Consider the following 23,023-nt stretch of genomic DNA (forward strand, 5'->3'; position numbering starts at 1 on the left):
GAGATGTCCGGCAGGACAGAGGGGGGCGCCGCCGCAAACGCGAAGCACGCAGACAGCCCGCGCCCGACTCAAGCCACCGTCTCAACATCCTTTGCCGCATCCACCGGCACATAATTCAGCACCGGCCCAAGCCAACGCTCAACCTCTTTCACCGCCATGCCCTTGCGCCGAGCGTAATCCTCAACCTGGTCCCGCTCCACCTTGGCAACGCCGAAGTAATAGCTCTCAGGATGGCCGATATAGAGGCCCGAGACAGATGACCCAGGCCACATGGCATAGCTCTCCGTCAGCTCCACACCCGTCTGGTTTGTTGCGTCCAACAGACGGAACAACGTGTCCTTTTCCGTATGGTCAGGCTGCGCAGGATAGCCAGGGGCTGGACGAATACCGGCATACGCCTCTCCAACAAGGTCCTCACTGCTGAAGCTCTCACCCGGCGCATAGCCCCAGAACTCCTTGCGTACACGCTCATGCATGCGCTCGGCAAAGGCCTCTGCAAACCGGTCGGCCAGTGCCTTGACCAGAATGGAGGAATAGTCGTCATTGGCGCGCTCGAAGCGTTCGGCAATGGCCACTTCCTCGATGCCCGCCGTCACCACGAAGCCGCCGACATAGTCGGCAATGCCGCTGTCCTTCGGCGCGACGAAATCCGACAATGCCACATTGGGCCGCCCGTCGCGCTTGGAAAGCTGCTGACGCAGCGTGTAGAAGGTTTCGAGTTCAGAAGTCCGGCTCTCATCGGTGAACAGACGAATATCGTCGCCCACTGCATTTGCTGGCCAGAAACCGATGACGGCGCGGGGACGGAACCACTTTTCCTCGATGATCTTCTTCAGCATTGCCTGCGCATCGGCGTAAAGTTGACGCGCCGCCTCGCCCTGCTTCTCATCTTCCAGGATAGCAGGGAAACGGCCCTTCAGCTCCCAGGTCTGGAAGAAGGGCGTCCAGTCGATATAGCGCGACAGCTCTTCGAGATCGTAGCTCTCGAAGGTCTTGGTGCCGATGAAGTGCGGCTTGACCGGCTGGTAGTTCGTCCAATCCACCTTCTGCGCGTTCTCGCGAGCGCGAGACAGCGGCAGCCGCTGCTTTTCGCGTTCATTACGGGCGTGGGCTTCCGCAACCTTGGCATATTCCGCGCGAATGCCGTCAATATAGGCTGGTTTCTGGTCTTCCGACAGCAGCGCGGAGACCACGCCGACAGCACGCGAGGCATCGGTCACGTAGATCGCCTGCCCCTTCTCGTAGCGCGGATGGATCTTCACCGCCGTATGGACACGGCTGGTCGTCGCCCCACCGATCAACAGCGGCAGGTCCAGCCCCATGCGCTCCATCTCGGAGGCCACATGCACCATTTCATCCAGCGACGGCGTGATGAGACCGGAAAGACCGATGACATCGACCTTCTCCGCCACAGCCGTCTCGAGAATCTTGGTGGCCGGCACCATGACGCCGAGATCGATGATCTCATAATTGTTGCAGGCGAGAACGACGCCGACGATGTTCTTGCCGATGTCGTGCACGTCGCCCTTGACGGTTGCCATCAGCACCTTGCCGGCAGCCTTACGCTGATCGCCGCCATTCAGGCGCTTTTCCTCTTCCATATAGGGAAGAAGGACGGCAACGGCCTGCTTCATCACACGGGCGGATTTCACCACCTGCGGCAGGAACATCTTGCCCGAACCGAAAAGATCGCCGACCACATTCATGCCCGCCATCAGCGGACCTTCGATGACATGCAGCGGACGGGCCGCCTGCTGGCGCGCCTCCTCAGTATCGGCATCGATATATTCGGTAATGCCGTTGACGAGAGCATGCTCCAGCCGCTTCTCAACGGGGAGTTCGCGCCACGACAGGTCTTGAACCTTGCCTTCCTTGGCGCCAGCGCCGCGGAAGCGTTCGGCGATTTCCAACAGCCGTTCGGTCGCATCGTCACGGCGGTTCAGCACCACGTCTTCGCAGGCCTCGCGCAGCTCAGGATCGATGCTCTCATAAACGGCAAGCTGGCCCGCATTGACGATGCCCATATCCATGCCGACCTGGATCGCATGATAAAGGAAGACCGCATGCATCGCCTCACGCACCGGCTCATTGCCGCGGAAGGAGAAGGACAGGTTCGACACACCGCCGGAAATATGCACAAGCGGCATGGTTTCGCGGATGGTCTTGGTGGCCTGAATGAAGTCCACACCGTAATTATTGTGCTCTTCGATACCCGTCGCAACGGCGAAGACATTGGGGTCGAAGATGATGTCTTCCGGCAGAATTCCGGCCTTCTCCGTCAGGAGCTTATAGGCACGGGTGCAGATCTCGACCTTGCGCTCATAGGTATCCGCCTGCCCCACCTCGTCAAACGCCATGACGACAACGGCAGCGCCATAATTGCGCACCAGACGCGCCTGATCGAGAAACTTCTCCTCGCCTTCCTTCAGCGAAATGGAGTTGACGATCGACTTGCCCTGAACGCATTTCAGACCGGCCTCGATGATCTCCCATTTGGAACTGTCGATCATCACCGGCACGCGGGCAATATCCGGCTCGGCGGCAATCAGGTTAAGGAACTCGACCATGGCCTTTTGGCTGTCGATCAGGCCCTCATCCATGTTGATGTCGATGATCTGTGCGCCGTTCTCCACCTGATCGCGGGCAACGGCCAGTGCCGCGGTGTAATCGCCAGCCGTGATCAGCTTGCGGAACTTCGCAGAGCCCGTCACGTTCGTGCGCTCGCCGACATTGACGAAGGGAATGTCCTTGGTCAGCACGAAGGGCTCAAGACCGGACAGCGACATGAAGGACTTGTGTTCCGGCACCTTGCGCGGCTCGAAACCCTTCACGGCATCCGCAATAGCGCGAATATGCTCCGGCGTCGAGCCGCAGCAGCCGCCCACCACATTGACCAGTCCTTCGCGGGCAAACTCGGCAACCTGTGCCGCCATCATCTCCGGCGTTTCGTCATACTGGCCGAACTCGTTCGGCAGACCGGCATTCGGATAGGCGCAGATGAAGGTATCGGCCACATCCGACAGTTCCTGCAAATGCGGACGCATGGCGTTTGCGCCAAGCGCACAGTTGAGGCCGATGGTAAACGGGTTGGCGTGACGCACCGAGTTCCAGAAGGCCGACGGCGTCTGGCCCGACAGCGTGCGGCCGGAAAGGTCGGTGATCGTGCCGGAAATCATCACCGGCAGATGAATGCCCTTGGCAGCAAAGCGCTCCTCGCAGGCGAAGATCGCAGCCTTGGCGTTCAGCGTATCGAAGATCGTCTCGATCAGGATAATGTCGGCGCCGCCATCGATCAGACCGTCGATCTGCTCACCATAGGCGAGACGCAGATCATCGAAGCTGACAGCGCGGTAGCCGGGATTGTTCACATCCGGCGAGATCGACGCGGTGCGGTTGGTCGGGCCGATGGCGCCTGCAACGAAACGGCGGCGACCGTCCTCGCGCTCGGCGCGCTGCGCAGCGCGACGCACAATGAAGGCACCCTCGCGGTTCAGATCATAAACCGCGCCTTCCATTTCATAATCTGCCTGCGCGATGCGCGTCGACGAAAACGTGTTGGTCTCCAGAATATCCGCACCCGCCATGGCATAGCGGAAATGGATGTCCTCGATCGCATCCGGCTGCGTCAGGATCAGGAGGTCGTTATTGCCCTTCTGATGACAGGCACAACCAATGAAACGATCACCCCGGAAGTGGTCCTCGTCAAATCCAAGACCCTGGATCTGCGTGCCCATGGCACCATCGAGAATGAGGATGCGCTCCTGAGCCGCCTGTTTCAGCGCTTTCAGGATTTCCGCGCCGTCGCGTTTGCCGCCCAAAGGGCCAAACAGATCGTCAAACATCGGCACTCACTCCTCATTCTTTGCAAATCAGCAGACATCAAGTCACATAAAGATATCTTTATGTCAACATATCACGCAAATTCGGCCGCTCTCGTGCGAGAAACAACGTAGGAAATTTCCGGTATGGATGACACCCTCGCGCCTCAAAGATATAGGTATCCTCCATCAGCGCATCAAAGGAGGAATGGATGACCGAGACGGAAAGCACGAAAGCCTATTGGAGCACGCTGCCCTGGCACCGCCAATGGCTGGTAAAGCAGGCGGAAGGCCTGTTCGACTTCTTCCAGTATCGCGCGGTCAATCCCAAAGGCGGCTTCTTCGATCTCGACCGGCAAGGCGCGCCTCTGTCTTCCGACAATCCGGTGCGCGGCATTCATGCCTCCGCCCGCATGGTGCATTGCTTTTCTATCGGCCACCTGCTCGGTCGCCCCGGCTGCGGCGATATCGTTGATCATGGCATGACCTATTTGTGGAACAGGCACCGCGATCAGGAGCATGGCGGCTATTTCTGGCAGGTGGATGATAACGGTCCTGCCGACGCCACCAAGCAGGGTTATGGCCATGCCTTCGTGCTTCTCGCCGCCTCTTCCGCCAAGGTCGTCGGCCATCCACTGGCAGATGCGATGCTGGCCGATATCACCGAGGTTCTCGAAACCCGTTTCTGGGAAGAGAAGCATGGCGCCATCAAAGAAGAGTTTCACCGCGATTGGTCGCCGATCGAGAACTATCGCGGCCAGAACTCCAACATGCACCTGACCGAAGCCCTGATGGCCGCCTTCGAAGCGACGGGCGACAAGGCCTATCTCTCGAAAGCCGAACGCATCGCCGATCTCATCATCCGCCGCGCCGCAGGTGCACTGGATTTCCGCGTGCCGGAACATTTCGACGAGAACTGGGTACTGGACAAGGATTATCGCGGCAACGAGATGTTCCGCCCCTCAGGCTCCACGCCCGGCCACTGGCTGGAATGGTCGCGCCTCATCCTGCAGCTGTGGATCCTCGGAGACCGCAAGCACGACTGGATGCCGACAGCTGCCAAGTCACTCTTCGTCCAGTCCATGGCGCTCGGCTGGGACCGCGAAAAAGGTGGCTTCTTCTATACGCTCGACTGGGACAACACGCCCGCCAAGACGGAAAAGCTCTGGTGGCCGATGTGCGAAGCAGCCGGTGCGGCCCACTTCCTCAACGAGCACCTGCCCGCCGACGAGTTCTACGAAGACAGCTATCGCCGCATCTGGAGCACGATCGCCAATAACTTTCTCGATCATCAATTCGGCGGCTGGCATGAGGAGCTGACGGAAGACCTCGTTCCGGCCAACACCCTCTTCCCCGGCAAGGGCGATATCTACCACGCCCTTCAGGCCTGCCTCATCCCGCTTTTCCCCGCGGATGGCAGCCTGACGAAGATGATCGCCGAAAAAGGCGCGCGCTTCTGATTGAAGCGCGTGACAAATGGCGCGGCGAAGCCCACAGACGCTATCGCCGCTCCATCACAAAAGCTCACTCGAAATCCGCCGAATTCACCGTCACCCGCCACTCCAGCCGCGCGGGATCGGCTTGCTCATTGCTGCGCAACCGAAATGGCCGGCAGGCGGCATAGCTCTCATGCGGCCCCAATCGCCGTTCATTCGGTTGGTAAGCCTCCAACGAAATCGGCGCGCGAAAGGCAGGCTCAAAACCTTCCAGCGTATAGGTCAGCCGCTCGACCGCGACATCATTGGTGTTCTGAAAGCTCACCCGGATCGGCGCATTCTCATCCCGGCAGGTCGGGTCATAGGCCGCCGTGGCAATGATCTTTTCCAGCCGTTCACCGGAGCGGATCCAGTCGAACAACACCCAGCCTCCGAGTGAGAGCCACACCACGGCAAGCGCTGCCACAACCGGTTTCAGATGTCGCGGAAAAGCCATCAGAAACAACAGCAAAGCGACCGTCAGAACAATACCGACGATCATGAACGACGCTCCGCGATGTAGGACAAGATGTCAGTCAGTGTTCTTTCTCCTAAGGCCGTCGACAAAACGCATGCTTCGTTTCCCTTATAGCGCGCTAAACGCGAAGCGGCACAGAGAGACGCGATAAAGTCGGCGTGACAGGAACACTCCGAACCGGAGAGACCATCAAACGTTTGGTCGCCACCTCTGGCCTATCGCACACGGCCGTCACTAAATCAGAACCACGAATACGAAAGCGAGAACAAGCAGTATGATCACCATGGCGAGGCGGATGGCCTAGGTCCGCGACACTTGCGGCTTGTCTTAGTCGTACATTGGCGGCTGGCCATGGGCCAATGAGAACGGATGTCCACTCAATTGACTGTTCCAAATATCGCACTCAAAAAATTCTTTTTCTCGATCGACTGCAATTCGGAATTCCCTTGCATGACTATCAAGGCCAGCCAAGCGTTTCCACCTCTCATGAAAAAGGTCAGTTCGGCCTGGCTTTCCGCTGCAGTCATGGCGATTCCAGACAACCGCATGACCTGCACGCCGTTGACATTGGCCGTGCCCCAACCGGAGGTCGCTTTCATGATATGGCCGACGCGCTTTTCCAGATCCTTCAGATAGGCCGCCGGATCGACACTGTCAGTCCGAACACGCTCGTAGGAGATCAGTGCTGTCGTCCCCAACGTTGGCGCCAGGAAGAAGAAGTTGTCTTTAGGGGAACTATTAGAAGGGATCTGCCAGATTTCGCTAATCTTGGCGCCTCTGCCCGTCTTTGGATTGACCCATGTTTTGGTCGAGTCGGCCGGTGTCAAATTTGGTGCGACCATGCGATCGACCGGGACACTTTCATAAGACGAAACGGGAAGAGCGCTATGGCTCGCACTGGTCCTTTTGTCGAAGCGATAGTTGCTCAGATTGACAACAGCACCGCTAACAAGAAGCAGCATGAACGGCACCATGATAAAAGCCGCGATGCGGCTTGGCCGAACGGCCACTACCCTCGGCCGCTCCATGTCATAGCTCGCGGCTACATCGGCCTTCAGCCGACTATATTGGAAAAGGAACGTCGCGATGAACAATGGAGGGATGCCCAAGGCACAACCCGAAAACCACACCCTGTACTCACGGCGGAAGTAATATCTGAAGCGCAGACGAATACTCTTACAAGGCGTAGGCACCCATACGCCAAATATGGCTTTGCCCGGCGTCATACCAAACCATGCCAAGCAGAACGCGGGTATCATAGCAACGAGAGTAATCAGCATCAGATACAGGACGAATGCCGCAATGATAAGACCGGCCCGGTTTCCATGGAAATGGAGGTAAGCAGCCCAGATTTCTTGTCCAAGAACCGTGAACAAAGGTGACATCATCAATAGATCGAAAAGCCTTGCCCACAGACGGCGCCAAGGATGTGCGGGTACAAACACCTGTTCCGGGCCGACAGGTTTTGTCTCAGACCCGAGAGGCAGCGTTGCAAAGCTATCGGCAAAAATAGGGTTGAGACCGGCCTTTTCCCAGTCCGTCATTTGCTCATGAAAGAGGTAGTCGTCGCGGGAGATGTGACCACTTTCGATCAGACGGCGAATTGTCTCCTCGCCGACAGGCCCCGCGCGCTTCGGCCCGATGGTGTAATACCAAATCGCCATTGCGCTGTACCCCGCTCACCCACGCAAGCTTTAGCAAGGCACTCTCACCCCGTAAAGGGCAGCACCGGTAGGCAAGACGCCTAAACCCTCGCGCGAAGAGCTTTGCTATCCACTTGGAAAAAGAAAAATGGTGGGCCCGGAGGGACTCGAACCCCCAACCAAGCGGTTATGAGCCGCCGGCTCTAACCATTGAGCTACAGGCCCTTCGAAGCAAAACGCGTCGATGCGCAGGGCTGCAATGGTCCAGCCGGTGCGTGGGTCTCGCTCTAACGCAATTTTTCCGGTGCGACAAGCCGTTGAAAATTGGCTGACACAATCTATGCCGTAATAGTCTCATAATCTAAAGCCATAGGATGTAGAGGGACATCAACAGAGGACTTTTTTCATGGTATCCAGACTGGCTCGTTCGATTGCGATTGGAACCGTCACACTTGCTGCGCTCGCTCCATTTGCAGCCGTTGCGCAGGACGCCAAGCCACGCGAAGCGACGATTACGGTTTCCGGCGAAGGCAACGCCTCTACCGCTCCCGACATGGCCGTTCTTTCCTTCAGTGTCTTGAAGCAGGCGCAAACGGCCGCTGAGGCCTTGAGCGAAAACAACAAGGCGATGACCGAAGTTCAGGCGGCGTTGAAGAAGGCCGGTATTGCCGATCGCGATCTGCAGACCTCGAATTTTTCGGTGCAGCCCGTCTACAAGCAGTTCGAGCCGAAGGATGGCGTTTATATCCCGCCGGAAATTACCGGATATCAGGTGACGAACGGGCTGACGGTGCGCGTCCGCGACCTGACCAAGCTTGGTGGGATCCTCGATACTTCCGTGAAGCTCGGGATCAATCAGGGCGGCGATATCACCTTTACCAATGACAATCCGGAAGCGGTCTTCACCGATGCACGCAAGAAGGCTGTTGAGGACGCCGTTGCGAAAGCAAAGACGCTGGCCGAAGCAGCCGGTGTGAAGGTTGGGCGCGTTCTGGAAATCAGCGAGAACAGCCCTCGCCCGTTGCCAGTCCCCGCACCGATGATGCGCGCCACCATGCAAAAGGAAGATAGCGTGCCGATTGCCGCAGGGGAAAACACCTATGTCGTCAACGTCAACGTGACATTCGCGATCGAACAGTAACCCAGAAAGGGCGCGTCTCATAAACGCGTCCTCCCCTGCAAAAAACATAGTCTGTTCGCAGAAACAAAAATGCCCCCGCCATTCTCATGACGGGGGCATTATCCTGATCGATCAGCCGTTAGCGGCGGATGACAGGGCAGCCGCGAACATTGGCAAACACGACACGGTCGCGGCCATAGCGGTCGAAGCCGGCGACAACCACGCGGCGCGGCGAAACGTCAACGACGCGGGCGCGACGAATGCCCATGCGGCTTGCCTTTTCTTCCGCAAGCCAAGGCGAGCAGCGGTCACGGCCACGATCCGGACGGCCCCAGCCTGGGCCGCCATGGCCACCATGGCGGTAGCCATCCTGAACATACATGCCGTACCGGAAACCATCGGCAGAGGCGCTGGTGGCTGTGGCGGAAACGCCGCCGAGTGCAATAAGGGCTGCCAAACCTGCTTTTACAAAGTTGCCAATCATGGGTCTTGCTCCGTTTCTAAACCATGGCCTGGCATTCCAGCCAGACCGATTGAGCAGACGCTAATCAAGTGCTGCTGAACATTATCAGAACCGGTCATTCACCCGTCGTTCAGGCAAAACGCACGTCTTACGTAGAAAGATGCAGCATCACGTCGCGCCGGTGCGGTCGATCCCGATGCTCGAAGAGATAGATGCCCTGCCACGTACCAAGCACCATACGCCCGTCAGACACGGGAATGCCGATCGAAACCTGAGTCAGCGCTGCCTTGATATGCGCGGGCATATCATCCGGTCCTTCCATGGTATGAACGACCCAGCGCATCGCCGGATCGCTGGAGGGCGGCACAAGGCGGGAGAAGAACGTCTTCAGATCGCGCTGCACATCCGGGTCGGCATTCTCCTGTATGATCAACGAGCAAGACGTATGCCGCACGAAGACCGTCAACAGGCCCTCCTCCACCCCGGCGTTCTTCACGAATGCAGCCGCTTGATCTGTGAATTCATAAAGACCTTGTCCCCTTGTGGTCAGTTCGATCATTTTCTGCGGCATAATTATTCTTTCCTACTGCTGGAACCGAAGTAAAAGCGAAACGTTGTTGATTGCTATGGGCAAAGTCTGTGCGTACTGGGCGCACTCCCCACGAACGAGACGATCTATGAATTGCCTTGCAAGCGCAGAAGAACTTGGAATATGCACTCTTCTTGAAATGCAAGACAACGGCTCTGGGACCTTTGCACCCTCTCCTGGAAGGAGAGAGATAACAAGGGATTTCCACCGGCCAAACTCTTCCCTTCAAAGAGCGGCCCACCTGCAGTCCAGCATAACACTGCGCTTGGAACACTGACCCATGATGCCTTTAGACCAGAAGGTCGATCTCACAAACTGCGATAGAGAACCGATCCACATTCCAGGCAGCATTCAGCCGCATGGCTGTTTGATCGCGTGCGATAACGCCATGCGCACCATCCTTCGCTATTCCGAGAACTGCGAAACCTTTCTGGGCATCTCAGGCGACCTGACCGGACGCCAGATCGAAGAGATTTTCGGCCACACCGCCGTCCATGATCTGCGCAATGCCTTGACTGTCACGGCAAACAGCAACCGCGCGGCTCTCCTGCCCAATGTCCGTATGGGCAACGGCAGAGCCTATGATGTTGCGATCCACCGCTATAAATCCATCACCATTATAGAGCTGGAAGCGGCGACCGATGAGGCACAGCCTCTTCACACCGCTCAGTTGATGATCGATCGCATTCGTGAAGCCGACAATGTCGACAGTCTGATTTCCCGCACATCCCGCCTGATCAAGGCGATGCTCGGCTACGACCGTGTCATGATCTACCGCTTTGAGCAGGATGGCGCGGGCAAGGTCATATCGGAAGCGAAACAGCCGGCGCTCGAAAGCTTTCTCGGCCAGTATTTTCCGGCAAGCGACATTCCCCAGCAGGCGCGCACTCTTTATCTCAAGAATACGCTCCGCATCATTTCCAGCACCGAAGGTGAAACCGTCCCCGTCATCCCGCGCATCGATGCATCCGGAGAGCATCTCGATCTCTCCTACGCCCATCTGCGCAGCGTCTCGCCCATTCACCTGGAATATCTTCGCAATATGGGTGTGTCGGCATCCATGTCGATCTCCATCATTGTCGAGGGCAAGCTGTGGGGACTGATTGCCTGCCATCATTATTCTCCACGAATCCTGCCCATGCCGGTGCGCATTGCGGCGGAAATGTTTGGCGAGTTCTTCTCCCTGCACCTTCAGGCGCTCAAACAGCAGAAAAAGCTGATGACGACGCAGGACGCGCATGCCGCACTCGATCGGTTCCTGCGCCTCGCTACTCACCAGACGAATATAGAAGAGCTTCTGGCCGACAACCTGAACGACTTCAAAACGCTGATGCCTTGCGATGGCGTTGGTCTCTGGATGAACGACAACTGGTATGGTGTCGGCAGCACGCCACCCGATGCGGCCATTCCCCAGATTGGCAGGCTGCTGCACTCCGTTGCTGAGGGCAAGGTGTGGGCGACGCATGCCCTGTTGAACCACCTTCCAGAAGCGGAAGAGTATAGCGACCAGACGGCGGGGCTGATGGCGGTATCGCTCTCGCAAGTGAAGAACGACTATCTCCTGTTCTTCCGCAAGGAACTGATACAGACACTCAACTGGGGCGGAAATCCGGAGAAATCCTATCAGACCGGACCGCTGGGCGACCGTCTGACGCCGCGCAAGAGTTTCGCGATCTGGAAGGAAACCGTTCACAAGCAAGCCCAGCCCTGGACGGAGGAAGACCGCCAGATTGCCGAAGCGGCCCGCGTTGCCCTGGTGGAAGTGGCCTTCCGCCATAGCGAGTTGATGGCGGATGAGAGAGCGCAGGCGGAAGTGCGCCAGCGCATGCTGAACGAAGAGCTGAACCACCGCGTCAAGAACGTGCTGGCCATCATCAAATCCCTGGTGGGCAACCCCACCCAGGAAGGCCGCACGCTGCAGGAATATGTGACGGCACTGAAGGGACGCATCCAGGCGCTTTCCTTTGCGCATGACCAGGTGGTCCGCGGCGAAGGCGGCGGCATGTTGAAAGATCTTCTTGAGGCAGAGCTCTCGCCCCATCGGTCTCCCGAGACCGTGATTTCGCTCGATGGACCAGCCGTTGTGCTGGATTCGCGCGCCTTCTCGGTCATGGCGCTCGTGCTCCATGAGCTTGCGACCAATGCCGCCAAATATGGCGCACTTGCCCATGCCGGCGGGGAGCTTTCGGTCGCTTGGCGCCTCAACGAGCGGCGTGACGTCGTACTCGACTGGCAGGAAAAAGCCCGCACCAGAATAACGCCACCGGCGAAAACCGGCTTCGGAACGGCCCTCATCAGCCGCAGCGTTCCCTATGACCTCGGCGGCAAGAGCCGCATCGATTATCTGCCCCATGGTCTGGAGGCACAAATTCTCATCCCCGCGCGCCACGCCTCGGTCAGCGTCGTGGAGACGGCCAACGACACGCAGATCGGCGGAAAAGCCGATTTCGCATCCTATTCCCCGGAGGACAAGTTGAACGTATTTCTCGTTGAAGATCAGATGCTGATCGCCATGGATGTGGAGTACATGCTGGAACAGCATGGCATTACCGACATCGAAACAGCGACATCATCCGCCATGGCGCTGGAGAAGCTGAAAACGGCAAAGCCGGACGTCGCGATCCTCGATATCAATCTTGGAACCGACACCTCGATCCCGGTTGCTTACGAATTGCTGAGACGTGAAATCCCCTTCATGTTTGCCACCGGTTATGCCGATGGCATCATGGTGCCGGGCGAACTTTCGCATGTGCCGATCATCCGCAAGCCATATGACGAAGACTCCCTGCTCTCATCCATCGGCAAGCTCGTTGGTAAGAAGGTCGAGGCGTAATCTCGAACGACAATGTGGCAGCGGCCTGCCTGCTTTAGAGCGTTTCCTTGTTAAATAGAAACGTTCTAGGTTCTGTGGGGATTCATCGTGAGTTGACCACAGCGACCGCCAGATAGATCATGGCCCGAAAGCTCTGGTCCGTTTTGCAAGCTCTCATGGCGATGCGCTTGAACTCCTTGAGTTTGCAAAAGAAGTTTTCGATCAGGTGTCCCCATTTGTAAATTTCTGTGTCGATTTGGAGAGGCACTGATCGACGTGAATGTTGCGAGATGACAATTTTTGCACCGCGCTCGTTGAGATCGGCCACAATGTTATTGCTATCGAAAGCCTTGTCTGCGAGCAGCGCACCGAATTTGATCCCATCGATGAGCGGCGCGACGCCGACCGTATCGAAGCGATTGCCCGGCAGCAATTCGAACCGAACCAGATTGCCCAAAGCATCGGTCAGGGCCAGGATTTTGGTTGTCATCCCGCCTTTTGAGCGACCAACGGCCTGGCTCTGAGTCCCCCTTTTGCGCCTTGACCGTGTCGGCGGACCTTGACGATGGTCGCATCGACCATGGCGTATTCCATGTCCGGTTCATCAGAGAGGGCATCGAATATACGTTTGAAAATGTCGGCTTCACGCCAGTCGCGAAACCGGCGGAATGCGGTGCTCCAGTTGCCAAATGTAGTAGGCAGATCACGCCATGGGCTGCCCGTACGCACAATCCAAAGCACCGCTTCAATGAACAGTCGATTGTTTCTTCCGCTGCGTCCCGGATCCATAGGCTTCCCAAGACAATGCGGTTCTATCTTCGCCCATTGGGCATCTGTTAGTACAAAACGATCCATCCGAAGCGTGAATCACATCCAAGCTGATTTGTGAATCCCCACAGACCCTAGAAGGCAGGCAGCCCTCGCCGCTTCGCCTCTGAAACAGACAACTTGCTCCCGATATTGTAACTGAAGTCTGTCACAGCATAATTGTCGAGATCGGCCTCACAGCGGAAATCGATAGGATACCATTCGGGCCCAACGTTGAACGCGCCTCCGCGCGCGTCCAAGACATTCGCGCTAATCACGCCACCCTTCCCGGTGAAGGGCGTAAGTCCTCCCGGTCCCCCTTTGACCGGAGCGAGCCGCAAAGATCTGCGCCAAGGCCTCAGCGATGCATAACTGAACAAGCCTTTTCTTGGGTGGGAGTTCAGCGAGAAATTGTCTGGACATGGGGTCAGCCAGAGTAGGCCCGGACAGTATCTTTCGTGCTGGCTTCAGCTTGGGGTCGCCAAAACCTGAGGCGTTCGTCTGCGTCTCGTGTTCCGTGTCATCCACCTTAGGTTTGGGCGTCGGAACCGCAGCCGCAACTTCATCGCTCTGCTTCTCAGCCGCCGCAATTTCGCCCGTTGCAGCTTGTGGGACACCTTCCATCGCTTCTTTCACAGCTTCATCTGCAGGGTTGCTGTGTTCCACCGTCGGCTGATGTGCTTTCGTGTCCGCTTCTGATTGCTTGGATAGACTGGGCTCCGGCTTCGCCTCCCCGCCCGTGTTTTCCTGCCTTCCCGGCTGGTCCTTCTCATCGAGTTGCGTCGGCTCCGGGCGAAGCGCAACTGGTGGCACTATAGCCGGCGATGGCGACGAAGGCGGCGTGGGCTGGTTAAGCGTTGGAACCGGTGGAGGTGGTTCCGGCTTCTTCGCTTCCTCCGCTTTCTTTTCCTCTAGCGGTGGCTCTTCTTTGGGCGGCTCCACGAGTTCCACGCTGACACTATCTGGCTCGGCAGACTTGAGCGGCGTTTCAGGCCATTGAAGATAAAAAGCACCGATTACCACGACATGCAGCAGCACGGAGATCGGAACGGTCCAACTCCTTTCTCTTTTCGTCTTTGTCGGTGGCTTTTCCATAGGCGTTGATATCTTAGTCGAATGAGGATCGGCCCCGTTGAAAGCAAAAAACCCGGCCATCGTCTGACCGGGTTTCAAATCTTGTGCGACTGCCGATCAGCTGTCGAGGAACGAGCGCAGCTTGCGCGACCGGCTCGGGTGCTTCAGCTTGCGCAGCGCCTTCGCCTCGATCTGGCGGATACGTTCGCGCGTCACCGAGAACTGCTGGCCGACTTCTTCCAGCGTGTGGTCGGTGTTCATGCCGATGCCGAAGCGCATACGCAGGACGCGCTCTTCACGTGGCGTCAGCGATGCGAGGACGCGGGTCGTGGTTTCACGAAGGTTCGCCTGGATGGCAGCGTCGATCGGCAGAAGCGCGTTCTTGTCCTCGATGAAGTCGCCGAGATGCGAATCTTCTTCGTCACCCACCGGCGTTTCGAGCGAGATCGGCTCCTTGGCAATCTTCAGAACCTTGCGGACCTTTTCAAGCGGCATCGCAAGCTTTTCAGCCAGCTCTTCAGGGGTCGGTTCGCGACCGATTTCATGCAGCATCTGGCGCGATGTACGAACGATCTTGTTGATCGTTTCGATCATGTGCACCGGAATACGGATGGTGCGCGCCTGGTCTGCGATCGAGCGGGTGATCGCCTGACGAATCCACCACGTCGCATAGGTCGAGAACTTGTAGCCGCGACGGTACTCGAACTTGTCGACCGCCTTCATCAGGCCGATATTGCCTTCCTGAATAAGATCGAGGAACTGGAGACCGCGGTTGGTGTACTTCTTGGCAATCGAGATCACCAGACGAAGGTTGGCTTCCACCATTTCCTTCTTGGCGATGCGCGCCTCGCGCTCACCCTTCTGCACCATCGAAACGATGCGGCGGAATTCAGCGATCGAAATACCGGTTTCCTGCGCCAGGTTCTGAATTTCCTGGCGGATATCGCGGATCGTGTTGTTCTCTTCGCGCGCAAATTCCTTCCAGCCCTTGGCTGCAAGATTGGCGATCGACTTCATCCAGTTCGGATCGAGTTCCGCACCGTGATACTGCTCGAGGAAGCTATCGCGCTTCACGCCGTAGGATTCGGCAAGACGCAACAAACGACCTTCGTTCTGCATCAGACGCTTGGAAATGTCGTAGAGCTGCTCGACAAGGCTGTCGATACGGTTCTGGTTCAGCGACAGCGACTTCACCGCCGTGATCAACTGATCCTTCAGTTCCTTGTAGCGACGCTCCTGACCGGTGGACAGTGTGCCCGTGCAGGCAAGACGCGCCTCGACCTGCTGATCCTGAAGCTTGCGCAGCTTCTTGTAGGTATCGGCAATCGTGTCCAGCGTTTCCATGACCTGCGGACGCAGTTCCGCTTCCATGGCCGCGAGAGACAGGTTCGACTCGTCGTCGTCCTCTTCTTCCTCTTCCGGCGGCAAGCCTTCGCCGCCGACATTCGTCACGTCGTCATCGCCGCCCGGATTACGGGCGCGGCGGGTCTTTTCCTTTTCTTCGGCGGCCTTGCGGTCAGCCTCGATCTTTTCCGGGCTCTGGAACTGCGGTGCAGCCTTGGCCTCAGGACCGGAATAGGTCGTTTCGAGATCGATGATCTCGCGCAGCAGCGTCGTGCCTTCGTTGAGTTCGTCGCGCCAGATGATCAGCGCCTGGAACGTCAATGGGCTTTCGCACAGGCCGGAGATCATTGTCTCGCGGCCAGCCTCGATGCGCTTGGCGATCGCAATTTCGCCTTCGCGCGACAGAAGCTCTACCGAGCCCATTTCGCGCAGATACATGCGCACCGGATCGTCGGTGCGGTCTGTAGGTTCTTTCTTTTTGGCGGTCGCAAGTGCTGTGCCGCTGGAAGGCGCAAGTTCGCCACCCTCGGCCTCTTCCCCGTCGGAATCGTCGCTATCGGCCTCAGGGGAGGCTTCCTCAGCGTCCTCGTCCTCAACGACATTGATGCCCATCTCACTGAGCATCGCCATGATGTCTTCAATGCGATCGGGATCGACCTGATCGGACGGCAGAACTTCGTTGAGTTCGTCCATAGTGACGTAGCCGCGCTTCTTCGCGGCCTTGATCATTTTCTTGACCGCGTCATCCGAAAGATCGAGAAGCGGCCCATCCGTCGCGCCATCGCGTTCGTTTTCAGCTTCTTCGTTTTCTTTGACTTTGGTTGCCATCTATCTCGTCGCTTTCCCTGACGCTCACATCCGCCTCGGGCCAACGCCGTCCACCTTACAAAGGTTTCCGGCAACAGCCCCGAATCACGTCAAACACCTAACGGAATGATCTTTAATTGCCGATTAAACGCGGCACCTACCGGTGGAACCTTAAGACAGTGCATCCGGAAATACGTGCTCATGCAGTTTCGATCCGCCAAGGTCCATTCCACCTTACTTTTCCTGAAATGGTGATTCCCGCTATTTCCCGTTACGTCAAGCCTTTCCGGCCAGACCTAGGGTTAAAAACCGAAAAAGCCGTCACAGCGGCAACATTTTGCGGGCCTTCACCAACTTATCCCCTATTTAGGGCAATAATTACAAAAGGCAAGCCTGAGCGCGTCGAAACAACACATGCGCGCCGCACGAAAACGTCACGCAATTTTGCGGCAACGAGAAACGGCAAAGCAAGAGCTTCACGCACGACAAGCCTATGTCACCGATCAAGACAGGCTTCATCCATGCCCGTAAGCAGGACCCTTCACCCTGCCCGACATCACACCGAAACCATCGATGATCGCTTCCTGATTTTCCATCCGTCCAATCTCAAGCTGCACTTCGGAAAGGGCGCGCATCAGAAGACCGACACGCTCGCCATCGCCTGCCTCCGTCGCCTCGGCAATCTCCCGCTCCAGATCGATCTTCTGCCATCTCAACGCCTTGGTACGCTTGTGAAGCGACAGCGCCTGCACATAGCCCTCACGCGCATCCTCAGGGGCTGCCTGCTCGGTCGCGGTCCAAAGCCGCGCATTGCGCACCTGCTGGTTCATCGCCTTCATAAGCGCGTCGAACCCGTGCGCTCCCAACCGCTCCATCAGGCTGGCACGCGAAAGCTCCGCCGCATTCTCCGCGGCATAGGTCAGCACCTGCGACCAGAGACGCTGAAGATCACGGTTTTCGTAGTCGATCGCGGCAATCTCGTCATACTCCTCCAACAGCAACAGCGGATGGTTGACGATGGTCAGCGCCAACACGCTTTCGCGAAGCGCTGGCGTCGTCAGATACCCCTTTACCAGACCGGACTGGCTGAGCCGATCGGAAATCCCACCGCCACCGCTGGAAGACGCTCCAACCTGCCCGCGCTGCCCATTCCTGCCATTGGACGGAGCACCACGACCGAAATTGCGGTTCGGCATATTGCTGCCGCCGCGCTGAAATTGCGGCTGAAAGAACGCATTCAGCCGGTCGCGCATATCCTGCTGGTAGAAGCGGCGCACGCTTTCGTCGCCAATGACCGACACGATCTGGCGCAGACGGTTTTCCAGCTCGGCCCGTTTTTCCGGCGTATCGAAAGCGGTCGATGCGGTCTCACGGCTCCAGATCATCGAGGCCAGCGGCTTTGCCTCGGAGAGTACACGGTCGAAAGGCGCCCTGCCCTCGTGGCGCACCAGATCGTCCGGGTCCTTACCGTCGGGAAGCAAAGCGAAGCTGACAGACCGGCCCGGCTTGATATGCGGCAGCGCCAGATCCGCCGCACGGTTGGCGGCACGAATACCCGCGCCGTCGCCATCGAAGCAAAGCACGGGCTGTGACGACATCTTCCAGAGAAGCTCAAGCTGGTTCTCGGTCAGCGCCGTACCGAGCGGCGCGACGGCATTTTCGACGCCCGCCTGATAGAGCGCGATCACATCCATATAGCCTTCGACGGCAATGACCGTTCCAGCAGATTGTGTGGCCCGGCGTGCACGGGCGAAATTGTACAGGACGTTGCCCTTGTGAAAGAGCTCGGTTTCGTTCGAGTTCAGATATTTCGCCAGCGCATCCGCCGCCATGGCGCGCCCGCCAAAGGCAATGACCTTTTCGCGCGAAGACAGGATCGGAAACATGATGCGGTCGCGGAAGCGGTCGTAGGAAACCGGCACGTTCTCATGCACCACAAGGCCGCAAGCCTCCATCTGCTCCTTGCTGATGCCCTTGGCGGCAAGATGCTCTTTCAGCGCATTACGGCTGTCCGGCGCATAGCCAAGGCGGAAGGTTTCGATCGTGCGTCCCGTCAAGCCACGATCGCGCAGATAGGCGCGCGCTCTCGCTCCTGCCGCCGTCTGCAACTGATCCTGGAAGAACAGGGTCGCCATTTCCATGACGTCCTGAAGCGAGGCCCGCTCGCGTTCGCGCCGCTCGGCCTGCACATCCGGCTGCGGCATGGCAACGCCTGCCATATCGGCAATCTGCTGCACAGCCTCTGGAAAGGCCATCCCGTCGAGGTCCGTCAGGAAACGGAAATGATCGCCGGACACACCACAACCGAAGCAATGGTAACGACCCTTGCGATCCTCGCAGTGAAAGCTCGGACTCTTTTCGCCATGGAATGGGCAGCAAGCCCAATAGTCGCCCTTCGAGGCGTTGCTCTTCTTCCTGTCCCACGTCACGCGTTTGCCGATGACATCGGAGATGTTCACCCGGTCGCGTATCTCGTCGAGGAAGGAGTTTGAAAAGCGCATTGTACCTGAAATCTCTGCCGGCCATCCGCCGATCTTCTATATAAGCCTGTCGGCTGCAAAATACCAAGCCTGCCGCGCCATCATGCCCGTTATTCACAGTCTACCGCACATAGGCAAATCACCTCGCCTATCGAAACTTCAGGCGAAATTGCGGCAGAAACCCCGCACTCCAAATTACCTATTTGTAATTTGAAGAAGGGCAAGACGCGTGGCAATCTCTCATCATCGACATGAGGTCGAGAGTGATGAGTAACGCCGGAAGGCCCGGGCGAAATCCCCCCACCGCTCGCCCGATAAGAGATCGCCAGTCCGCAGGCGTACCTTCCGGTAAAAGAAAGGCAGGGCACCCACATATGCCCTGCCTTTCTTACGTTTATCGTCAGTCAACGGTCGCGGTGGAGCGTGCCGGATTTACTTCAGCAAATCCTTGATCTGAGCGGACGCCTTGCCGAAATCGATACGACCCGGATAGCGCTCCTTCAGCACAGCCATAACCTTGCCCATGTCACGCAGGCCCGATGCCTCCGTCTCGGCAATCACGCCTTCGATAATGCCGCGAACGTCCGCCTCTGGAATCTCTTCCGGCATGAAAGACTTGATGATGGCGATTTCGTCGCGCTCCTGCTTGGCGAGTTCATCGCGCCCGGCCTTCTCGTAGATGGCAGAAGACTCTTCGCGCTGCTTGATCATCTTGGCGAGAATCTGCAGGATCTCCTCGTCCGAAACAGGCTCCTTGCCGACACCGCGATTGGCAATATCGCGATCCTTGATCGCCGTCTGCACGAGACGGATCGTCGACAGGCGAAGGGCATCCTTGGCCTTCATGGCTTCTTTCAGGGCGCTTGCGAATGTATCGCGGATCATCTTTGTTTCTCCTTGGAAAGCCGGGCGTGAAGATATTTCCAGCGCAAGACTTTCCTTAACAATTGTGCGGGTGACATAAACGAGCAGGCGCCAATCGGCAAACCCTTTGCTCAAGTTCTTGAAGACGCTTGCTTTTAATTCCTGCGGATTCACCGGCCCCGCGGTTGACCGCACGGACCGCTTCCGTTATTTTCCGGCACCTGCACGAGAATTTAACGAAGGTTACGACGCGAAGGCTTTCGCGCGTCCTTACTCCGCGAGAAAACATGACCGCTTTCGTCCTGCCTTTCAAGAGGCGGGCCGGACCGGCAGAAACGGAAAACGAGATGACCGAGACAGCTCCCTGGACAACACGCAAACCGACCGCCATGCTCGTTCTTGCAGATGGCACCGTGATCGAGGGAACCGGCATCGGCGCAACAGGCAAGGTTCAGGCGGAAGTCTGCTTCAACACCGCGCTGACGGGCTACGAGGAAATCCTGACCGACCCGTCCTATCTCGGCCAGATCGTCACCTTCACTTTCCCGCATATCGGCAATATCGGCACCAATGACGAAGACATCGAAGACCTGACGCCGGCAGCACGCCACGGCGCGGTTGGCGTCATCTTCAAGGCCGATATCACCGATCCGTCCAACTACCGCGCCGCCAAGCATCTCGACGCCTGGCTGAAGAGCCGCGGCATCATCGGTCTCTGCGGCATCGACACCCGCGCGCTGACTGCCTGGATCCGCGAAAACGGCGCGCCGAACGCGGTCATCGCCCACGATCCGAATGGCGTTTTCGATATCGAAGCGCTGAAGGCAGAAGCCAAGGCCTGGAGCGGTCTCGTCGGCCTCGATCTCGCCATCGAAGCCACCTCCGGCCAGTCCTCCGTCTGGAACGAAACGCCATGGGAGTGGGGCCAGGGCTATGGCACGCTCGGTGAAAAAGACGCCAAGTACCATGTCGTTTGCGTCGACTTCGGCGTGAAGCGCAACATCCTTCGTCTCTTTGCCGGTCTGGATTGCAAGGTCACCGTCGTTCCGGCACAGACCTCCGCCGAAGATATCATGGCGCTGAAGCCGGATGGCGTCTTCCTCTCCAACGGTCCGGGAGACCCTGCGGCGACCGGCGTCTATGCGGTTCCCGTCATCCAGAACCTCATCCAGACCGAGCTGCCGATCTTCGGCATCTGCCTCGGCCACCAGATGCTCGGCCTTGCCGTTGGCGCCAAGACCGAGAAGATGCACCAGGGCCACCATGGCGCAAACCACCCGGTCAAGGATTTCACCACCGGCAAAGTGGAAATCGTCTCTATGAACCACGGCTTTGCGGTGGATGCGAAGTCTCTGCCGGAAGGCGTTGAAGAGACTCACACGTCGCTCTTCGACGGCACCAATTGCGGCCTGCGCATCACCGGCAAGCCGGTCTTCTCGGTGCAGCACCACCCGGAAGCTTCGCCGGGCCCGCAGGACAGCCACTACCTCTTCCGCCGCTTCGTCAACCTGCTGCGTGAGAAGAAGGGCGAACCGGCCCTCGCAGAGCGCTGATAAGACTCGTCTTTATTCCAGATGATACTCGGCCCGCGTCAACGCGGGCCGTTTTCGTTTCACACCTTACCTGCCGTCTTCATCTCGCGCTTCACCAACAGATAGAAGCGCGTGGTGAGCATGATCGCCGCAGCACTGAGCCCCACGACAAATCCAGACCAGACGCCCACACCCCCGAAGCCGAGCGGAAAGGCCATGGTCCAGGCGAGTCCGAGGCCGATGGGCCAATAGGAAATAAGAGCGAGAAGAGCTGGCACACGTGCATCCTTCAACCCGCGCAGCAAGCCTGCGGCCACGGCCTGGATACCGTCCACCAGCTGGAACAGACCGGCCATGATAATCAGCGTCGACGCATAAGCCAGCACCTGCGGCGCCTCGGGAAGGCGCCCATCGAGGAACAGGCTGCCGAGCCTTTCAGGCACCAGCGCGAAGAGTATCCCTCCGCAAATTGCAATCACGCAAGCGACTGCATAGACGGTGATCGCAGCCCGGATCAGATTGGGATAATCGCCTCTGCCATGAGCAACGCCGATGCGGACTGTGGCGGCTTGCGACAGTCCAAGCGGGATCATGAAGGCAAGCGAGGCCAATTGCAGCGCAATGCCGTGGGCCGCAAGTTCGATCGTGCCGATCTGGCCGATCAGAATGGACGCCGCCGAAAACAGCGTGACTTCCGCCAAAATGGTAATGCTGATGGGGAGACCAAGACGCAACACCTCGCCAAGCGCCTTCCAATCCGGCTTCCAGAAGCGCACGAAGAGCTCGTACTGGCGTGTTTCTTCCTGCGTCTGAATATAGATGACGATGAAGAGAAGACTGAAAAGATTGACGATGACGGCCACCACGGCAGCGCCATTCATGCCCATCGCGGGCAGGCCAAAATGGCCAAGAACAAGGCCATAGGCCAAAACGCCGTTGAGCAGCAGCATGGCGATCGTGGCATAGAGAACAATGCTCGCGCGCCCGATAGCGCTGACCAGACCGCGCATCACATAGAACAGCAGGCCCGGAAGCATGCCAAACTTGGAAATGGCGAGGTAATCGCCCGTCAGCTTCGCCACGTTCGGATTTTGCCCAAGCGCCACCAGGATACGCTCCGCATTGTGGAAAATACCGAGCGCCAGCAGCCAGTAGGCTATCGCCACCCACATGCCCATGCGGAGCGCGCGCCGCGCAGATGTCGCATCCCCCTGCCCGTAGGCATTGGCAACCATGGGAACGACGGCGACAGAAAAACCGGAGCCGAAGATGAAGACGACGAAAAAGAACTGACCGGCCAGCACCATGGCGGCAAGCTTTTCTGCGCCGAGCTGGCCGACGATGATCATGTCGGTGGTATGAATGCCAAGCTGCGCCAGTTGCGCTCCGATGAGCGGAATACCCAATGCAAGCGTAGCGCGCAAATGCGCGGCCCATGAACTGCCGCCCTGCGACACGTTCCCGACAGCTTCCGACGAAGACATGATCCCACCTCAAACTGAAACCGCTTCCAGAGGATGCTGGAAGCGGTAGATCTCTTGCATAAAAGACTTGGCAGAACTGCGCAACAAAAAGGCGCACTGCCTGAAAATCAAGCTGTCCACTGCCGTAACGGAAGATCAAGTCGATCGACCCGCGAAGTGCGATGGAAAACATCAGCTTAAGCTTATATTTACAGTTCTCACTCAAACGTTTCTTAGCTGATGAAAATCAATTC

General features: G+C 57.9%; 16 protein-coding genes and 1 tRNA gene. 4 read left to right on the forward strand and 13 right to left on the reverse strand.

Annotation, left to right across the window (positions count from 1 at the left end):
- Positions 1–68 precede the first annotated feature (68 nt).
- Positions 69–3,842, reverse strand: a complete 3,774-nt coding sequence (gene metH, locus QE408_RS18140; protein WP_306933573.1) for a methionine synthase — start codon at positions 3,840–3,842, stop codon at positions 69–71.
- A 188-nt stretch (positions 3,843–4,030) separates the two neighbouring features.
- Between metH and QE408_RS18145 the strand changes: the two genes are divergently transcribed.
- Positions 4,031–5,278 (forward strand): AGE family epimerase/isomerase, encoded by a 1,248-nt coding sequence (locus QE408_RS18145; RefSeq protein WP_306933576.1) that lies wholly within the window; start codon positions 4,031–4,033, stop codon positions 5,276–5,278.
- A gap of 64 nt (positions 5,279–5,342) precedes the next feature.
- On the opposite strand, the gene QE408_RS18150 is transcribed toward QE408_RS18145, so the two are convergent.
- The 3 genes from QE408_RS18150 to QE408_RS18160 all read right to left on the reverse strand — a co-directional run bounded on the left by QE408_RS18150 (position 5,343) and on the right by QE408_RS18160 (position 7,639).
- Positions 5,343–5,795, reverse strand: a complete 453-nt coding sequence (locus QE408_RS18150) for a hypothetical protein (RefSeq protein WP_306933578.1) — start codon at positions 5,793–5,795, stop codon at positions 5,343–5,345.
- A gap of 353 nt (positions 5,796–6,148) precedes the next feature.
- Complete coding sequence (locus QE408_RS18155; protein WP_306933580.1) at positions 6,149–7,435, reverse strand: RDD family protein; 1,287 nt, start codon at positions 7,433–7,435, stop codon at positions 6,149–6,151.
- Positions 7,436–7,563: 128 nt separating this feature from the next.
- Positions 7,564–7,639 (reverse strand) — tRNA-Ile (locus QE408_RS18160).
- 181 nt (positions 7,640–7,820) lie between these two features.
- Here QE408_RS18160 and QE408_RS18165 point away from each other — a divergent pair.
- Positions 7,821–8,555 carry an SIMPL domain-containing protein gene (locus QE408_RS18165; RefSeq protein ID WP_306933581.1) on the forward strand — a complete coding sequence of 245 codons (735 nt, stop codon included), beginning with the start codon at positions 7,821–7,823 and terminating at the stop codon, positions 8,553–8,555.
- 118 nt (positions 8,556–8,673) lie between these two features.
- Here the strand turns inward: QE408_RS18165 and QE408_RS18170 are convergent, their stop codons facing one another.
- Both QE408_RS18170 and QE408_RS18175 read right to left on the reverse strand, forming a co-directional pair.
- Complete coding sequence (locus tag QE408_RS18170) at positions 8,674–9,018, reverse strand: hypothetical protein (RefSeq protein WP_062426460.1); 345 nt, start codon at positions 9,016–9,018, stop codon at positions 8,674–8,676.
- A 127-nt stretch (positions 9,019–9,145) separates the two neighbouring features.
- Entirely contained in the window at positions 9,146–9,568 is a 423-nt protein-coding gene (locus tag QE408_RS18175) for a secondary thiamine-phosphate synthase enzyme YjbQ (protein ID WP_306933584.1), read from the reverse strand.
- 298 nt (positions 9,569–9,866) lie between these two features.
- On the opposite strand from QE408_RS18175, the gene QE408_RS18180 reads away from it, so the two are divergent.
- A complete protein-coding gene (locus QE408_RS18180; protein WP_306933586.1) occupies positions 9,867–12,419 on the forward strand; it encodes an HWE histidine kinase domain-containing protein in 2,553 nt (850 codons plus the stop codon).
- Positions 12,420–12,501: 82 nt separating this feature from the next.
- On the opposite strand, the gene QE408_RS18185 is transcribed toward QE408_RS18180, so the two are convergent.
- The 6 genes from QE408_RS18185 to QE408_RS18205 all read right to left on the reverse strand — a co-directional run bounded on the left by QE408_RS18185 (position 12,502) and on the right by QE408_RS18205 (position 19,795).
- A protein-coding gene (locus tag QE408_RS18185) for an IS5 family transposase (protein WP_306933588.1) occupies positions 12,502–13,253 on the reverse strand; the annotation gives its coding sequence in 2 pieces (ribosomal slippage) (positions 12,502–12,923 and positions 12,923–13,253; 753 coding nt in all).
- A 47-nt stretch (positions 13,254–13,300) separates the two neighbouring features.
- On the reverse strand, positions 13,301–13,483 hold the full coding sequence (locus tag QE408_RS23050) for a DUF930 domain-containing protein (RefSeq protein WP_373465566.1): 183 nt from the start codon (positions 13,481–13,483) through the stop codon (positions 13,301–13,303).
- Positions 13,476–14,300, reverse strand: a complete 825-nt coding sequence (locus QE408_RS18190) for a hypothetical protein (protein ID WP_306933590.1) — start codon at positions 14,298–14,300, stop codon at positions 13,476–13,478. The genes QE408_RS23050 and QE408_RS18190 overlap by 8 nt, the downstream gene beginning before the upstream one ends.
- 96 nt (positions 14,301–14,396) lie before the next feature.
- Positions 14,397–16,451, reverse strand: coding sequence for an RNA polymerase sigma factor RpoD (gene rpoD / locus QE408_RS18195; protein WP_306933592.1), 2,055 nt, complete (start codon positions 16,449–16,451; stop codon positions 14,397–14,399).
- Between the two features lie 494 nt (positions 16,452–16,945).
- Complete coding sequence (dnaG, locus tag QE408_RS18200; protein ID WP_306933595.1) at positions 16,946–18,931, reverse strand: DNA primase; 1,986 nt, start codon at positions 18,929–18,931, stop codon at positions 16,946–16,948.
- 411 nt (positions 18,932–19,342) lie between these two features.
- Positions 19,343–19,795 (reverse strand): GatB/YqeY domain-containing protein, encoded by a 453-nt coding sequence (locus QE408_RS18205; protein ID WP_306933597.1) that lies wholly within the window; start codon positions 19,793–19,795, stop codon positions 19,343–19,345.
- Between the two features lie 326 nt (positions 19,796–20,121).
- Between QE408_RS18205 and carA the strand changes: the two genes are divergently transcribed.
- Entirely contained in the window at positions 20,122–21,327 is a 1,206-nt protein-coding gene (gene carA / locus QE408_RS18210) for a glutamine-hydrolyzing carbamoyl-phosphate synthase small subunit (protein WP_306933598.1), read from the forward strand.
- 59 nt (positions 21,328–21,386) lie between these two features.
- Here carA and QE408_RS18215 read toward each other — a convergent pair whose 3' ends face one another.
- Entirely contained in the window at positions 21,387–22,790 is a 1,404-nt protein-coding gene (locus QE408_RS18215) for an MATE family efflux transporter (RefSeq protein ID WP_306933599.1), read from the reverse strand.
- Between the last annotated feature and the right edge of the window lie 233 nt (positions 22,791–23,023).

It is taken from the genome of Agrobacterium larrymoorei, assembly GCF_030819275.1.
Classification (GTDB): domain Bacteria; phylum Pseudomonadota; class Alphaproteobacteria; order Rhizobiales; family Rhizobiaceae; genus Agrobacterium; species Agrobacterium larrymoorei_B.

Bases quoted from the DNA above. Each gene is read 5' to 3' on its own strand.
- QE408_RS18170 (WP_062426460.1), bottom strand. From the start codon at position 9,018: ATGATTGGCAACTTTGTAAAAGCAGGTTTGGCAGCCCTTATTGCACTC.
- dnaG (WP_306933595.1), bottom strand. From the start codon at position 18,931: ATGCGCTTTTCAAACTCCTTCCTCGACGAGATACGCGACCGGGTGAAC.
- QE408_RS18215 (WP_306933599.1), bottom strand. From the start codon at position 22,790: ATGTCTTCGTCGGAAGCTGTCGGGAACGTGTCGCAGGGCGGCAGTTCA.
- QE408_RS18175 (WP_306933584.1), bottom strand. From the start codon at position 9,568: ATGCCGCAGAAAATGATCGAACTGACCACAAGGGGACAAGGTCTTTAT.
- rpoD (WP_306933592.1), bottom strand. From the start codon at position 16,451: ATGGCAACCAAAGTCAAAGAAAACGAAGAAGCTGAAAACGAACGCGAT.
- carA (WP_306933598.1), top strand. From the start codon at position 20,122: ATGACCGAGACAGCTCCCTGGACAACACGCAAACCGACCGCCATGCTC.
- QE408_RS18190 (WP_306933590.1), bottom strand. From the start codon at position 14,300: ATGGAAAAGCCACCGACAAAGACGAAAAGAGAAAGGAGTTGGACCGTT.
- QE408_RS18155 (WP_306933580.1), bottom strand. From the start codon at position 7,435: ATGGCGATTTGGTATTACACCATCGGGCCGAAGCGCGCGGGGCCTGTC.
- metH (WP_306933573.1), bottom strand. From the start codon at position 3,842: ATGTTTGACGATCTGTTTGGCCCTTTGGGCGGCAAACGCGACGGCGCG.
- QE408_RS18150 (WP_306933578.1), bottom strand. From the start codon at position 5,795: ATGATCGTCGGTATTGTTCTGACGGTCGCTTTGCTGTTGTTTCTGATG.
- QE408_RS18205 (WP_306933597.1), bottom strand. From the start codon at position 19,795: ATGATCCGCGATACATTCGCAAGCGCCCTGAAAGAAGCCATGAAGGCC.
- QE408_RS18145 (WP_306933576.1), top strand. From the start codon at position 4,031: ATGACCGAGACGGAAAGCACGAAAGCCTATTGGAGCACGCTGCCCTGG.
- QE408_RS18165 (WP_306933581.1), top strand. From the start codon at position 7,821: ATGGTATCCAGACTGGCTCGTTCGATTGCGATTGGAACCGTCACACTT.
- QE408_RS18180 (WP_306933586.1), top strand. From the start codon at position 9,867: ATGATGCCTTTAGACCAGAAGGTCGATCTCACAAACTGCGATAGAGAA.